Raw genomic sequence first — 14,686 nt, forward strand, 5'->3', positions numbered from 1 at the left:
TCGACGGAACACGGCCCGGTCGTCATTTGACTTATTTATAAGTTTATAAATAAGCTTGGGCGACACGCCCAAAAAGTCGAATATCATGCGCGGATTCGCCCACATGCACCGCGGCCTCGGGCGCGGTCGCATACCCGCCGGACACGTTCGACCAGTACCGCAGCGCCCTGTCCGCATCCAGCATAATGCTGATCTGACGGGACTCGCCGGCGGCGAGCGCCACCTTGGCGAAGCCCCTGAGCTCCTTGACGGGCCGGTCCTCGCCGGTGCCCTCCAATCCGAGATACACCTGCGGCACGGCCTTGCCCTCGCGCGCGCCCACGTTCGCCACGGTGAAACTCACGCGGATGTCGTCACGCACGCGCCGCACGTCGAGGTCGCGGTATTCGAAATCCGTGTACGACAGGCCGTGCCCGAAGGGGAACAGCACCGGAACGCCGCGGGTCTCGTAATGACGGTAGCCGACGTACACATCCTCGGCGTAGTCGACGTGCAGCCCGGGGCCGAAGGTGCCGATCGCATGCGCCGGGCAGTCCTCCAGCGCGAGCGGGAAGGTCTCGGGCAGATGGCCGGACGGGTTCACGCGGCCGAGCAGCGTTTCGGCGAGCGCCGTGCCGCCTTCGCAACCGTTGTACCAGCTCCAGACGATGGTCGTGGCGCGCTCCGCCCACGGCATCGCGACCGGCGAGCCGGCGACGAAGGCGAGGATCGTGTTCGGCGCGGCGTCGAGCAGCGCCTCGATCAGCGCGTCCTGCCCGTACGGCAGGCGCAGATCCTCACGGTCGCGCCCCTCCAGATCGTGCTCGTGGTCGAGTCCGCCGACGAACAGCACCGGATCGCCGGCCGCCGCGAATTCGCGGGCCAGGGCCACGGCCTCATCGCGAAGCTCGCGCGCGCGCTCGGCGTCGTCCACGCGCTCGTCGACGGAGTTCTCCAGGCTTTCCTCCTGCCAGGAGGCGTCCTGCGTCACCTGCTTGGCGTCGTATCCCGGCGCGTAGGTGATCTCGACGTTGCCGCCCAGCTGGCCGTTGAGACCGAGCAGCGGCGAGACCTCGTGCAGCGCCTTGATGACGGCCGAACCGCCGCCGTTGGAGTGGATGCGGTCGGCGTTGGCTCCGACGACGAGCAGGCGGCGCATGGCGCGCGCGTCCAGCGGCAGCAGTCCGGCCTCGTTCTTGAGCAGCACGACGGATTCGCGGGCCACATCCAGCGCCGCGCGCGTGTGCTCGACGGTGGCGTAGGATCCGGCGGCGCGGTCGGCGCGGGCGTCGCCCAGCATATGCAGCGCGTCCATCACGCACAGCACGCGCCACACCTTCCTGTCCACGTCGGCCTCGCTCACCTCGCCGGATTCGATGGCCGCCTTCAGCGGGTTGGCGAAGAAGTATTCGTCGAAATCCGCCGTCACCGACATCTCCACGTCAAGCCCCACCTCGGCGCTGGCCTTGGTGCGTTTGACCGCGCTCCAGTCGGAGACCACGAAGCCGTCGAAACCCCATTCGCCTCGCAGAATATCGTCGAGCAGCTCTTTGGATTCGCAGCATTGCGTGCCGTTGACCAGGTTGTACGCACCCATCAGCGACAGCGCGCCGCCGTCGTTCACCGCCGCCTCGAAGGCCGGCAGGTAGATCTCGCGCAGGGCACGTTCGCCGATCGTCTCGTCGACGTCGAGCCGGTCGGTTTCCTGGCTGTTGGCCGCGTAGTGCTTGGCGCAGGCCGCCACGTCGGATTCCTGCACGCCCTGGATGTAGGCGACGCCCATATCCGCGGTGAGCTGCGGATCCTCGCTCATGTACTCGAAGTTGCGGCCGCACAATGGACTGCGTTTGATGTTGATGGAGGGGCCGAGGATCACGTCCTTGCCGCGGCCGCGCGCCTCCTCGCCGAGCACCTCGCCGACGAGACGGGCGAGGCGCGAGCTCCAGGTGGAGGCGAGGGCGGAGCCGGACGGCAGATAGGTCACGTAGTCGCGCGTGTTGTACAGCGGCATCCAATTGTCGTTGTGCAGTTCGGCGCGCACACCCATCGGACCGTCGTCCATCTTGAGCGAGGGGATCCCCAGGCGGGGCACCCCTTCCGTGCGGAACAGTCCCGCGGCGTGGATCATGCCGATCTTCTCGTCCAGCGTGAGTTGCGCGAGCAGCTCGCTCGCCTTCGTCTTATTGGCTTCGGTGATGACGGTCATGGCGTCCCCGTCCCCTCCTTCGTTATTGGTTTCGTTCCGTCGTGCCGTGCGAAACGGAACGCGGCGGCGAGCGAAAGCCCGCCGCCGGCGTGGTTATGCGATCGAGATACGGAAGCCCACCGGCACTTGGGCGTCCACGCCGGCGCGTTCGGCAGGCGTGACGACCAGCGCCTCGTTCGTGCGCTCCCACGGCACCTTGCCCGCGCCCAATTGCTCCACATCGGTGACGATGCCGTGGAACTGCGCGCGCTTGCCGTCGTGGTAGGCGAAGAAGCTGGTGATGGCCAGCTCGCGCGCCCCGGCCGGATTGAGGCAGAAGGCGTAGATGTCGCCGTTGCGGGCGGTGAACCGCCAGTCGGCCGCCGTCCATTCGGTCGCCTCCTGGTCGGCGAACGAGCCGGATCCCGCCTGGGTCGGCCCCTCGCCGCTCACACGCCACGGCCGGGCGCCGTAGATGCCCTCGCCGTTGTCGGCGAGCCAGGTGCCGATGCCCTCAAGCAGTTCGCGGTCGTGGGCGGCGATCGAACCGTCGGCGCGCGGGCCGACGTTGAGCAGCAGGTTGCCGTTCTTGCTCACCGTGTCCACCAACGTGACGATCAGTTCCGCCAGGCCCTTGTATTCGAGGCTGTTGGTGTAGCACCACGAATTGCGGGCGATGGCGGTGTCGGTCTGCCAGACGAACGGCGTCGGCGCCGCGTAGCCGCCGCGCTCCACATCGGCCAGACCGGCGCCGAAGGCCATGCAGTCGTCCTTGTAGCACACGATCACCGGCACGCCCCATTCGACGCCGCGGTTGTAATAGTAGGCGGCGAAGCGCTTGATATACGGCTTGAAGGACTCGTGCTGGATCCACCAGTCGAAGTAGACCATCTCCGGGCGGTACTTGTCGACCAGCTCGCACACGCGCAGCAGCCAGTCGTCGAGATACTCCTCGTCGGGGCGCGGCAGGCTGAACAGATCCTGGTTGTCGGGCTCGGGGTGGGCCGGCCAGTAGAAGTCGCCACGCTTCATCGGCTCCTTCACGTCGGAGTCGAACTCCTGCCCATGCCCCATGAACCACCAGTGCTCGGCGCGGTGGTTCGAAGTGGCGAAGTGCATGCCGTGGCGCAGCGTGGCCTCGCGCAGCTCGCCGATGATGTCGCGCTTGGGCCCCATCTCGGCGGCGTTCCAGTGCGAAAGCTCGCTGGCGTACATCTGGAAGCCGTCATGATGCTCGGCCACCGGGAAGTAGTATTTCGCGCCGGAGGCCTGGAACACGTCCAGCCATTCGTCCGCATCGAAGGCCTCGGCGGTGAACATCGGGATGAAGTCCTTGTAGCCGAACTCCTTCTGCGGACCATAGGTGGCCACATGGTGCTCGAATTCCGGATATCCCTGGATGTACATATTGCGCGAATACCATTCGTTGCGGAATTCGGGCACGGTGTACAGTCCCCAGTGGGTGAAGATGCCGAATTTGGCGTCGGGGAACCAGTCGGGCACCGTGACGCGGGACAGCGACTCCCAGGTCGGCTCGTACGGGCCGGCGGCGATCACCGCGTCGACATGCTTGAGATCAATCATCGAAGGTGCTCCTGTTCCAATCGAAACCGACGGCCTGGCACCACGAGCGGGCGATGATCATCGCGCCGCGCTCGAAGGGGTGCACGCGGTCCGGGCTGGCGAGGCAGCCGTGCAGTTGGGTGAGCCAGTGGTCCACGGCCGCCTGCGTGTCCACGAAGACGGCGTCGTGGCGTTCGGCCACGCGCTTGGCGGCGGCCGCGTATTCCTCGACCTTCGCGCGCATCTGGTCGTGCGGGTTCGGCTCGAACATGAACGGACGCATCACGATCAGACCTTTGAGGTTCGGCGCCTCGGCCTTGGTGCGCTCCAGCAGCTCGTCGTAGATGCGCTCGTACTCCTCGACGGTGTTGAGGCGGGCCTGCCACAGCGGGCCGTCGAAGTGGCGCCATGCGTCGTTGACGCCGATCATCACGGACACATAGTCGGGATTGAGGTCGATGACGTCCCGCTGCCACCGCTCGGCCATCAGCACGATGTCGTCGCCGCTGATGCCGGAGTTGATGGTGCACAGCGCGCGGTCGGGATAGACCGCGGTCAGCAGATTGTGCAGCGTGTTGACGTAGCCGTTGCCGTAGCCCCAGCCGCCGGGGGTGGCGGTCCGGTCGCGGTCAGCGTCGGTGATGGAGTCGCCGACGAACACGATGCGTGAGGATTTGGGGAAAAGAAACATGCCGCTCCTTGGGGATTGCCCCTGGAAAAGAATTGTGGAAATACGGCACGGGGCGCCGATTCCGGCTATGCGGTTCGGCGCCCCGCGTCATGGGTTGCTTTCATTGGCCGGAATGGACCGGCCGGACGGACGGGGCCTGCGGCATCGATCCGAAGGCCCCGGCCTCGATCAGTTCTCGGACTGGTAGTCCTCGACGATCTGCTTGCGGGCCGCGTCCTGGTCCTGGGCGTTCTTCATGTCCACCTCCAGAACCTGGTCATAGCCCAAGCCCTCCAGATCGGTGCGCATGCCGTCCAGAATGGACTGGAACTCGCTGTCGCTCGAGGCGAACACGGCCTGCCAGGAGGCGTTCACCACGGTGGTCTTGAGCTGGCCGCGCAGCGTCGAGATCTGGGAGTCGTCCTCGGGCTTGACGAAGCTGGCACCCGGGGCGACGAGGATCTTGTCGTTGGCCTCGAGGTATTCCATCGCCGTCTTCGCGCCGCCCATATGCTCCGACCAGTCGTTGTCCAGAGCGGTGCTGAACTGGCTTTCGATGACGGAAGGCCACAGCGAGGCGTCGTACGCGTAGCCGGTCTCCGGATCGATGTCGGAGGCGAGCACGGTGACGAAGTTCAGCGCGGACACGCCGTCGGTGTAGTTGCCGCCGCCGTATTCGTCCGGTACGGTGCCGCCGGAGCCGTACTTCACCTGGTATCCGAAGTCGGTGAGCACGGGCTCGCCGTCGTCGTTCAGCTCCCAGGTCAGGCCCTCCACGCCGGCGGAGGAGCCGCTGGTCTGGCCGCCGGAGGCGTAGATGCCTTCAGGCGAGTACAGCCAGTTGATGAAGTCGACGCAGCGCTGCTTGTACTCGGCCTTCGCGCCCAGCGCGATGACGTAGGTGCCGCCGTTGGGGGTGGCGCCGTAGGAGAAGATCTGCATGTCCTCAAGCGGAGCGAGCATGAAGCCCTTGCCTGCGGCCTTGTTCTCGGTGGTGTTGTACGCCGCCTGACCCAGCCACGGCCAGAAGGAGAACAGCACGTTGCCCTCCTGGTACTTGGCGTACATGGTGTCGTAGCTCTGCGTGGAGGACTCGGGATCGACCAGGCCCCTCTGGTAGGCCTGGTTGAAGAACTCCAGGGTCTGCTCGTAGATGCCGCCCTCTTCGGAGACGTCCTCGTAGTCGGAGCCGTCGGCCTTGGCCAGCACGAAGCCCATCTCATCGAAGCCGTAGAAGCAGGTGGGCTGCTTGGCGTTGTTCATCATGTTGTCGTCCCAATCCTTGAACAAGGACAGGGCGTACACGTCGGTGCTGCCGGTGTCGGCGCGGGCCTGCTCCTGCATCTGCTCGAGCACGTCGAGCAGATCGTCCATATCCTTGATCTCCGGATAGCCGATCTCGGCGTAGTAGTCCCAGCGGATGTACGGGCCGAAGGTCGGCTCGTTGCCCTCGGAGGAGGTCTCCGGCGACTGGGCGGACACGCTGCCGGGGATGCCCCACACGCCGCTCTCCTGGCCCGCGACCTCGTTGATGGAGTCCGTCGCGCTGCTGTACTGCTTGATGTACTCGGCATCGTCGAGGTAGGGCGTCATGTCGGCGATCAGACCGGCCTTGATCAGATCGGCCGTGCTGTGGTTGTTCGCGTTGTAGAGCACGATGTCGCCCAGGTCGCCGGCCGCGGAACGCGTGTCGAACAGGGTCGAGCCGCCGCCGGAGACGTTCGGCGCGATGATGTTCAGCTTGATGTTGAACTTGTCCTTGATGACCTGCGCGAACCAGCCTTTCTGCTCGCCCGCGTAGTTGGCGAAGTCGTCATAGACGTCCAGCGTGATCTCCTCGCCGTTGTCCACGGCGTCGGTGGCCGTGTCGCTGCCGCCACAGCCGGAAAGCGCCAGCATGGCCGATACGGTGAACGCCACAACGGCGGTCAGTTTCCCTCTTTTCATCAAAGAGACCTCCTTGTTTCTTCTTTGTTGTTATTGGGGTTGTTATTGGGTTGGATGGGATGGGATTGGTTGGATCAGCCCTTCACCGCGCCGAGCATCATGCCCTTGACGAAGAAGCGCTGGAAGAACGGATAGACGAACAGGATCGGCAGCACGACGATCACGGAGACGGTCATGCGGATCGAGGTCGGGGTCTGCTGCGTGGCCAGGGCGGCGACGTTGATCGCCGTGCCGCCGGAGGCGCGCACCGAGGCGGCCAGGGAGCTCGCCTGGTTGATGTAGGTGTACAGCAGGTACTGCAGCGAGTACAGCTTCGAATCGGTCATGTAGACCAGCGTGTCCTGGAAGGAGTTCCACTGGCCGACGGCGGAGAAGATGCCCACGGTGGCCAGGATCGGTGTCATCATCGGCAGCACGATCTTCCAGAACACCGTCAGCGTGCCGGCGCCGTCCATTTCGGCGGCCTCCTGCAGCGAGGCGGGGATCGACTCGACGAAGGTCTTCACCAGGATGATGTTGAACGGCTGCACGATGGCGGGCAGGATGTACACCCAGAAGTTGTTGGTCAGTCCCAGGTTCTTCATCGTGATGAACATCGGGATCAGACCGGCGTTGAAGTACATCGTGATGACGATCACGCGGTACCACAGCTGGCGGTGCCACATCTTCTTCTGCGTGAACATGAAGCCGAGGAAGGCGCTGGCGGCCACGGTGAGCACGGTGCCGATCACCGTACGGGCCAGGGAGACGAAGGCGGCGGTGGACAGGCCGTCGAGGGCGAACACCTGCTTGTAGTTCTCCCAATGGATGCCCTGCGGCAGCCAGTTCACATCGCCCGCGGCCGAGGCCGCGTTGTCGGAGATCGAATTGATGATCAGATAGTAGAACGGGTACACGCAGACGAACGCGAAGACGATGCAGAAGATGATGTTGAAGACATTGAACACCTCTTCGCCCTTGGTGCGGCGCAGTGCCGGCGCGACGCCCTGCTTGATCTTACGACTCATGATGGTTCCTTTACCCTTTTCGCTTTCTCACACGATCGACTCGCCACGCGTGCGCTTGGACAGCCAATTCACCAGAATCAGCAGGCCCACGCTCACCAGGGACTTCAGCATCGAGATGGCCGTCGCCAGAGACAGGGAGTTCTGTCCCATACCGATGTTGTAGACGTACAGATCAAGCACCTGGATATGCTCGGTGTTGAACGCGTTCTGGAAGACGTAGTACTGGTCCATGCCGTTGTTCAGGAAGTTGGAGACCGACAGCATGAGCAGCACGAAGTAGGTGGGCAGCAGCTGCGGGACGGTGACGTGCAGGATCTGCTGGAAACGGTTCGCGCCGTCGACCTGGGCAGCCTCGTACAGTTCCTGGTCGATGCCGGAGATGCCCGCGAGGTAGAGGATCGAGCCCCAGCCGACGCCCTTCCACAGGTTCCACAGCAGCATCTTGAGCCAGGTGTGGTCGTCGGAGTCGAGGAACTTGATCGGCTCGGTGATCAGATGCAGGTTCTCCAGCAGCTCGTTGATCATGCCGGTGGAGGAGAACATCGCGAACGCCACGGAGTACACCAGAACCCAGGAGATGAAGTTCGGCAGCGTGGTGAGCGTCTGCACCAGGTTCCTGAACCACTTGGCGCGCACTTCGTTGAGCATGATCGCGAAGATCAGCGGCAGGAACGAGGTGAGGATGTTCAGACCGCTCATGGCGAAGGTGTTGATCAGCACCTGGCCGATGGCCCTGAGCTGGGCCGGGTTCTGCACCATCATCTCGAACCACTGCAGACCGACGAACTCGCTTTCGGACAGCGGGATCGGCGGCTTGTAGTCATAGAACGCGTACAGCCAGCCGAACAACGGCAGGTAGCTGAACAGCAGGGACAGAATCAGGAACGGCACGATCAGCAGCCACAGGTTGATGCTGTGACGCTTGGCGCTGTTGTTGTTCCTGAGCTGCTTCTCGGCCTTGCGGCGCACGCGGCGCTCGCGACGGGACGCGAGTCCGTTTGCACCGTTCGCCGCCGTCAAGTCGCCCGAAGTTGACGCGGCGACTCCGGCTCCTTCTGAAGTGGGCACCTTTCCTCCTTTGGTACGGTGTGTATTCCTAACTGATGATCCCAAGTCATTGGGAGGCGCTTCATTGCCGCCGAACTTGAAATCGCTTATTTATTAGGTTATAAATAAGAATATATACTTGTTTTGCAAACCTGTCAAACCGGCCGCGACACGAGGAAACGAGTATGGTGGTTCCGAAGAAACGGAAGGACAACAATGAAGTTCAATCTCGAAGGACCATTCTGGCAGTTCGTCACGCTGTGCGTGCGGTATTTCGCGCTCAATCTCCTGTTCCTCGTCACGCTGGTTCCGGTGGTGACCATCGGCCCGGCGCGCGCCGCGCTCTACAGCACGGTGTTCGCCTATATCGACAATGAGGACATCCCCCTGTGCCGCGAATATCTGAAGCGGTTCAAAAAGGAGTTCGTGCGCGGCATCGGCGCTTCGCTGATCTTCGTCGTGCTGGCGGCGCTGATCATCTTCGGCATCGTGTTCTGGAACGCGCTCGACACCGATCTCGCCTATCTCACGCTCCCGCTGCTGATCATCGCCGCGGCGGTCGTCTTCCTCACCTTCGAATGCTATTTCCCCCTGCAGGCGCGATACGACAACACCTTCCGGGCCACGCTGCTCAACGCCGTGCGCATTCCCTGGGCCGCGTTCCGCCAGATTCTGGCCATCATCGCCATCGATGTCGCCGCCGCCGCGCTGTTCAGCTTCACCGGATTCTTCCGCGTGCTGTTCGTGCTGCTCGGCTGTGCCTGGCTCGCCTATGCCAAGGCCCTGGTCTATCTGCGCATCTTCGCCCGCGTCAGCGGCGACCCCACCCAAACGCGCGACGACCAGCCCGACTACTCCCTCCCCACCGCCTCGATCCAATAGACAGCGGCCGTGTGGCGCGCCACACGCCACACGCCACACGCACCACGCCACGCGCCACACGCACTATGGCCACACACGCCACGCCACGCACATCGCACACGCCACGCGCCACGCGGAGGTTTTGCTTATCCGCAAGACGTGGTATCTTATTTCGAGTTGCGTGCAAACGCACTGGAGGATTCGCCTAGTGGTCTATGGCGCACGCTTGGAAAGCGTGTTGGTGTAACAGCCTCACGAGTTCGAATCTCGTATCCTCCGCCAACAGGGTTTTGAAAGAGATTTCAAAACCCTTTTTCGTTTTCAAAGCAACGGACATTCCAACGCTTTTCAGAGGTCATAGGCCAAATTGTGTGTCTGGCGACTCCTGTTATTCGGTGGCGTCGGGGTATCGGGTATGGGTGTGGAATTCGTTCCAGTCGATGCCGGTGCCGTACCGCTTGGAAATCCTTAGCCCCGGCAAACTGGCTCTTCGCATTGTGGTGAGTAAGGGCCATTCTGGTTTGTCACTTAACCCAACTTCCGTCTAGCGCACAAGACGATATCGGCGCTTGGGGCTGTACTTGGAACCGATGCCTTCGACCACGCCTTCAGCCATCATGCGAGAAATATAATCGCGGATGGTTTTCGTGGACAATCCCGCGGCATTCGCCAACTCAGATGTGCTGGCGCTTTGCCGTTCAGTCAAATACGTCAAGATGGCTTGCTCTATGTTGCCACGCGAATACGAAACGCCCTCTTGCTCGGTCATCTTGCGATGTCGGAACAGAATACGAAACTCACTCAACGTGCTTACCGAAATAGGAGGGGCCATCAGAGCCTCGGCGAGAGATCCTTTGATGATCGCATATCCGGTTCCGCGGTTCTCAACCACACGACCAACCTTGCCATCGATGTCGGCATAGGGAACATCCTCAAGAATTCTCGAAAGAAACTGATTTCTAGACTGCGTCCCGCCTTTTTCACCAAGTTCTTCGACTGTCAAAGGACCAAACAGGCCACCTGGATTAATGATTTCAAGCCGATCCGGATACAGTTCCACACGCACCGGAGATCCCTGCGCATCCAACGAATAGTCCCTATGCATAAGCGCATTCGCGACCGCCTCGCGAACGGCGGCAAGCGGATACTCCGGCACATCCTCGCGCAAGGCGCCTTGGACCACAGCCCCATGCCTAGTATTGCGCGACACCGCCCGCAAAGCCGTCAGCAGCATGACGGGAATCGAACCATCGATGTTCTCTGAATCCACGAAACGATGCCCGCCCGTAGCGACATCCCCCTTGACCGAAGTCGGAAAAGCCGAAAAAACGACATTCAAGCGAGGGAAAAACTTTTGGGGAAACGAGCCAAGCGCCAACAATCCCGCGATTGTAGGACGCAGTGCGCCTTGAGAATCATAGGCCACGATCCGGCGATTCACCATCAGCTGCTCATCGCTCATCGAAGAGGTGCCGCCAAACGATCCCCCGCGTTGAATCCTCAACCAACCATCCAGCAATTCCTTATCAAGATCATCAACAGTGGCGTCAAACACCATATCAACGTCATTGCGAGCCACACGATGCTGGTTTTCCACAAAACGATCGATCTCGTACATCGTCAGGCGGTAGTCGCCGTCCCCCGTCCTCAAGTACGAGCCTTGCACCCTGCCGTGTTTTTTGACATAACAGGGCTTCTGCGCCGCCGACAATTCAGGAACATTGGCCACAACAACCGGCTTGCCGTCATAACGCAGCACAAGAATATCAGCGTGAACAGCTGGAACAATATGCTCACGAGCTGTCTGGGCCAGCCTCGACTGCAGCAGTTTCACATCGACATCAACCGCTCGGAACGTTTTTTCGGAAATGCCCAGCACTATGACGCCACCAGAAGTGTTGGCGAACGCCACCATTGACTCCACGACCGAGGAAGGAAATCCACCCCCAGCTTCTTTGATTTCGTAATCAGCCAAATCCGTGCCGGCTTCACGCATCAAATCAATCGCATTCGCCAAATCCCTGTCGTTGGAGATTTTTGAGAACATGAGAGCCTGCCTTAAATCAAGAAAGCCAACTAGGAACTTAGCATAACACAACTTCCTAGGTTCCTAAGTAAAGTTCCTAGGTTCCTAAGTAGACTTCCTAGGTTCCTAGGTAAAGTTCCTAGGTTCCAAAGTAATCTTCCTAGGTTCCTAAGTAGAACTTCCTGAGTTCCCGAACTTACGTTCCGGCGCGCATCCGGCTTGCCACACGCGAAGACACGTCATGATCGGGATTGGACGACAGGCTCTTGACGATGGGCGACCCCATTCCCATGCCGAACGGTTCCGATTCCTGTCAACGGCCATCGATTCCGGGCGAGCGACATCCGATCAAGACGGATGGTATCCGACCGCGGCGGAGTAACGGACCGGTTCGACACGCCGAAACACGGGGTGTCGGCACACGTTTGCGCATGTAGCTGCACGTTTGAGGCAGAGTCCTTGATTAGAGCCATCGTGGAGGGTAGCGTAGTCGTTTGGGGGAAGGCTCACCCGCGAAGGGACTGCTGCCTAAGCGGTCGCTGTTGTGGTTTGAACGCGACCGCCCTCCCCTTTCGAGCCGACCATCGGACTGCCGGTCAACCGACGGACCACCTATCACCTTTCGCCCCACCGGGCAGCCCATCGATCGGCCCGGCTCAATCCTCCAGTACGGAAAGCACCTTCTTCTCGTTGTAGAAGGCGAACACCACTCCGCCGATGCCGCACAGCACCGCGGCGCAGATCGCGGCGATACGGTAGCCGGTTCCGGAGGCCATACCGATGGTCGAGACGCCGGTGAACAGCAGCATGGCCACGCTCTGCCCCATCTTCATCGCGAAAGTGCGGGCCGCGTAGAACATGCCCTGACGGTCCTGACCGGTGGTTTTCGAACTGGCGTCAGCGATATTCGCGACGATCGCCTGCGGCAGGATGCCGAACGCGGCCATCGGAATCGCACCCACCACCGACAGGATCAAACCCTGAACCATCGGCGGAATCGCACCCAACAGGCCCGAGCCCAGCATGCCGGCGAAGGCGAACGCGATGGTGAACAGCACGAACGCGCCCAGCAGTAGTCTCTTCTTGCCCACGCGGTTGGCGAACAGGTTGACCGGCAGATAGAACAGCACGGACACGGCGGTCATCAGCACGAAATACACGGTCGAGGTAGTTTCGGGCAGTTTCAGCAGGCTGGTCACGAAGAACGGCAGGCCGGTCTGGAAGGTGGTGATCGCCACCCAATAGACCACGTCGGAGCCGACGAATTTGCGGAACTCGCCGTCGCGGAAGGTCTCCTTAAGCGAGGCGAGCGTGGATTCGCTGGTCGGCTGGGATTTGACGTATTCCTTCTCGTCGATGGCGAACACGGGAACCAGCATGCACACGAACGCGACCGCCGCCATGATGGTGAAGGTCACGCGGATGGCGGTGACCCGGTCGAGTCCCGGCGTCATCGCGCCCCAGATCACAGGTGCCACGTAGGCGATGGCGGTGCCGAACACCCACGTGAACGAGATGGCGGTGGAGATGTTGAGCTGCTGTTTGGAGTCGTGCCCGAGTTCGGCGATCAGCGCGTTGTAGGGCGTGCAGTAGAAGGTGAGCGCGATGTAGTAGCCGATCACGGTGACGAACAGGAACGCGGCGTTCACCCAGCTGGTGCCGTTCACCGGGCTCCAGAACACAAGCACGGTGACCACGGCCAGCGGCAGCGCGGCGAATTTCAGGAAGGGGATGCGCCGGCCCGCCTTGGACTTGCAGCGGTCGGACAGGCTCGCCACCGCCGGGTCGACGAAGGCGTCGAAGAAGCGCGCGAACGCGGTGATGCCGCCCACCACGGTCACCACGCCCAATACCACCAACCCTTGCGGCACGAACACGGTCTGCCCTTGGTCGATGGTCTCTTGGTCGGGCTGGTAGAAGTAGACCAGCCAGTTCGAGATGATGCCGGACAGCAGGGCCCAGCCGAACTGTCCGACGGCGAACGCCCACACTTTGGCGGTGGGCAAGTCTTTGACCGCGCGTGTACCGCCGGCCGTTGGCATCATTGCATCGTTCATGGTTAACCTCCCCCATTGCGAAGTTGACACTATGTTAACGCAATCCTCTCCCTACAATGGACATCATGAGTCGACTCGCCGAACGCATGCCCCACATCATGGCGCTTCCGCGCGCGCTGGGCACGGGGATGATCATCCGCTCGGCGGCCCCTCTCGACGACGCGACGCAGGCGCGAATCCGCGCGTTCGCCGCCGAATACGAACGCCTATTGTCGCGATTCCGCCCCGATTCGCTGGTCGGGGCGATGCGCGAGGCCGAACACGGCGGTGTCTTCGATTTTCCCGAGTGGGCGGCGCCGCTGTTCGATCTGTACGACCGGCTGGTCGACGCGACCGATGGGGCGATCGACCCCTGTGTGGGCGAGGACCTGACCCGGCTCGGCTATGGCGCCGACCTGCGCTTCGTCATGGAGCCGGATGCCGCCGGACATCTGGGCAGCCTTCGCGGGCGGCCGACCTGGCGCGGCGATGTGGTGCGGCATGGCGCCACGCTCGTCACCAAACGCCCGATATCACTGGATTTCGGGGCGTGCGGCAAAGGGTATCTCGTGGACCTCATCGCCACGTTGATCGGCGAGTCGGCGGCGATCGACGGCGATCACGACTCGCTGCTGATCGACGCCGGGGGCGATCTGCTGATCCGCTCGCCCGAAGAGCCGGTCACCATCGCGCTTGAGGATCCTTGGGATTCCGATAACGCCGTCGGCGTGGCGGCGATGTCGGGCGGAGCGTTCTGCGCGAGCGCGCCGAGCCGTCGCCAATGGGGTCAGGCCGCCGGACAGCGGCTTCACCATCTGATCAACGCCATCGACGGACAGCCGGTGGACGATGTGACCGCAGCCTGGGTCGCGGTGCCGGCACGCAAGTCCACAGAACCGACCACCGCGCTGGCCGACGGCCTGGCCACGGCGTTGTTCGTCTCACGCGCCGACCGATTGCGCGCGCGCTTCGCCTTCGACTGCGCCCTCGTGCGCTCCGACCGCACAGCGGCGGTTAGCCCGCGATTCCCAGGCCGGCTGTTCGCGTGCGACCCACGCGCGCGGAGTCCGCTCACGCACAATACGGATATTTCGGACGATTCTGCCCAGTAACACGCGGCGCAACGCGCGATCTAGAAGGAAAACCGCGCGATTTCGCCGAATTTCCGCATTTCCTGCCACAAACTAGATAGGATGTCTAGTAGCAAACAACAGTCGTTTGCAGGACAGTGGCGTTCCACAGTGAGGAAAGGCAGATGATCATGGGGGGACATGTCTGCTCCGTCGCCGGATGCGATAGACAAGCCGAAGCGCAGGGAATGTGCTGCGTGCATTTCACCGCCGCGCTCACCCACGGGGTGTTTCA

General features: G+C 62.2%; 10 protein-coding genes and 1 tRNA gene. 3 read left to right on the plus strand and 8 right to left on the minus strand.

Going from position 1 to position 14,686, the window contains the following annotated elements; all coding sequences use genetic code 11:
* Window positions 1-43 precede the first annotated feature (43 nt).
* From BE0216_RS06705 to BE0216_RS06730, 6 genes are all read right to left on the minus strand, one after another.
* A complete protein-coding gene (locus tag BE0216_RS06705) occupies window positions 44-2,185 on the minus strand; it encodes a beta-glucosidase family protein (RefSeq protein ID WP_094635915.1) in 2,142 nt (713 codons plus the stop codon).
* Window positions 2,186-2,278: 93 nt separating this feature from the next.
* The gene (locus tag BE0216_RS06710) at window positions 2,279-3,748 is read right to left on the minus strand and encodes an alpha-L-fucosidase (protein WP_094635914.1); all 1,470 of its coding nucleotides are present in this window, start codon (window positions 3,746-3,748) and stop codon (window positions 2,279-2,281) included.
* The gene (locus BE0216_RS06715; RefSeq protein ID WP_094635913.1) at window positions 3,741-4,418 is read right to left on the minus strand and encodes an SGNH/GDSL hydrolase family protein; all 678 of its coding nucleotides are present in this window, start codon (window positions 4,416-4,418) and stop codon (window positions 3,741-3,743) included. Before BE0216_RS06715 ends, BE0216_RS06710 begins: the two co-directional genes overlap by 8 nt.
* Before the next feature lie 168 nt (window positions 4,419-4,586).
* Window positions 4,587-6,344 carry an ABC transporter substrate-binding protein gene (locus tag BE0216_RS06720; protein WP_094635912.1) on the minus strand — a complete coding sequence of 586 codons (1,758 nt, stop codon included), beginning with the start codon at window positions 6,342-6,344 and terminating at the stop codon, window positions 4,587-4,589.
* A gap of 74 nt (window positions 6,345-6,418) precedes the next feature.
* Complete coding sequence (locus BE0216_RS06725; RefSeq protein WP_094635911.1) at window positions 6,419-7,351, minus strand: carbohydrate ABC transporter permease; 933 nt, start codon at window positions 7,349-7,351, stop codon at window positions 6,419-6,421.
* A gap of 27 nt (window positions 7,352-7,378) precedes the next feature.
* Window positions 7,379-8,419, minus strand: a complete 1,041-nt coding sequence (locus BE0216_RS06730; protein WP_226805726.1) for an ABC transporter permease — start codon at window positions 8,417-8,419, stop codon at window positions 7,379-7,381.
* 195 nt (window positions 8,420-8,614) lie between these two features.
* On the opposite strand from BE0216_RS06730, the gene BE0216_RS06735 reads away from it, so the two are divergent.
* Both BE0216_RS06735 and BE0216_RS06740 read left to right on the plus strand, forming a co-directional pair.
* Complete coding sequence (locus tag BE0216_RS06735; RefSeq protein WP_094635909.1) at window positions 8,615-9,280, plus strand: YesL family protein; 666 nt, start codon at window positions 8,615-8,617, stop codon at window positions 9,278-9,280.
* 173 nt (window positions 9,281-9,453) lie between these two features.
* Window positions 9,454-9,541: transfer RNA gene (locus BE0216_RS06740), tRNA-Ser, on the plus strand.
* A 262-nt stretch (window positions 9,542-9,803) separates the two neighbouring features.
* Here BE0216_RS06740 and BE0216_RS06745 read toward each other — a convergent pair.
* Together BE0216_RS06745 and BE0216_RS06750 are read right to left on the minus strand one after the other, a co-directional pair.
* Window positions 9,804-11,306 (minus strand): ATP-binding protein, encoded by a 1,503-nt coding sequence (locus BE0216_RS06745; RefSeq protein WP_094635908.1) that lies wholly within the window; start codon window positions 11,304-11,306, stop codon window positions 9,804-9,806.
* 635 nt (window positions 11,307-11,941) lie between these two features.
* The gene (locus tag BE0216_RS06750; protein WP_226805819.1) at window positions 11,942-13,330 is read right to left on the minus strand and encodes an MFS transporter; all 1,389 of its coding nucleotides are present in this window, start codon (window positions 13,328-13,330) and stop codon (window positions 11,942-11,944) included.
* A gap of 77 nt (window positions 13,331-13,407) precedes the next feature.
* On the opposite strand from BE0216_RS06750, the gene BE0216_RS06755 reads away from it, so the two are divergent.
* Window positions 13,408-14,433, plus strand: coding sequence for an FAD:protein FMN transferase (locus tag BE0216_RS06755; RefSeq protein WP_094635969.1), 1,026 nt, complete (start codon window positions 13,408-13,410; stop codon window positions 14,431-14,433).
* The last annotated feature ends 253 nt before the right edge of the window (window positions 14,434-14,686 follow it).

Source organism: Bifidobacterium eulemuris (assembly GCF_014898155.1).
In the GTDB taxonomy this organism is placed as follows: Bacteria; Actinomycetota; Actinomycetes; order Actinomycetales; family Bifidobacteriaceae; genus Bifidobacterium; species Bifidobacterium eulemuris.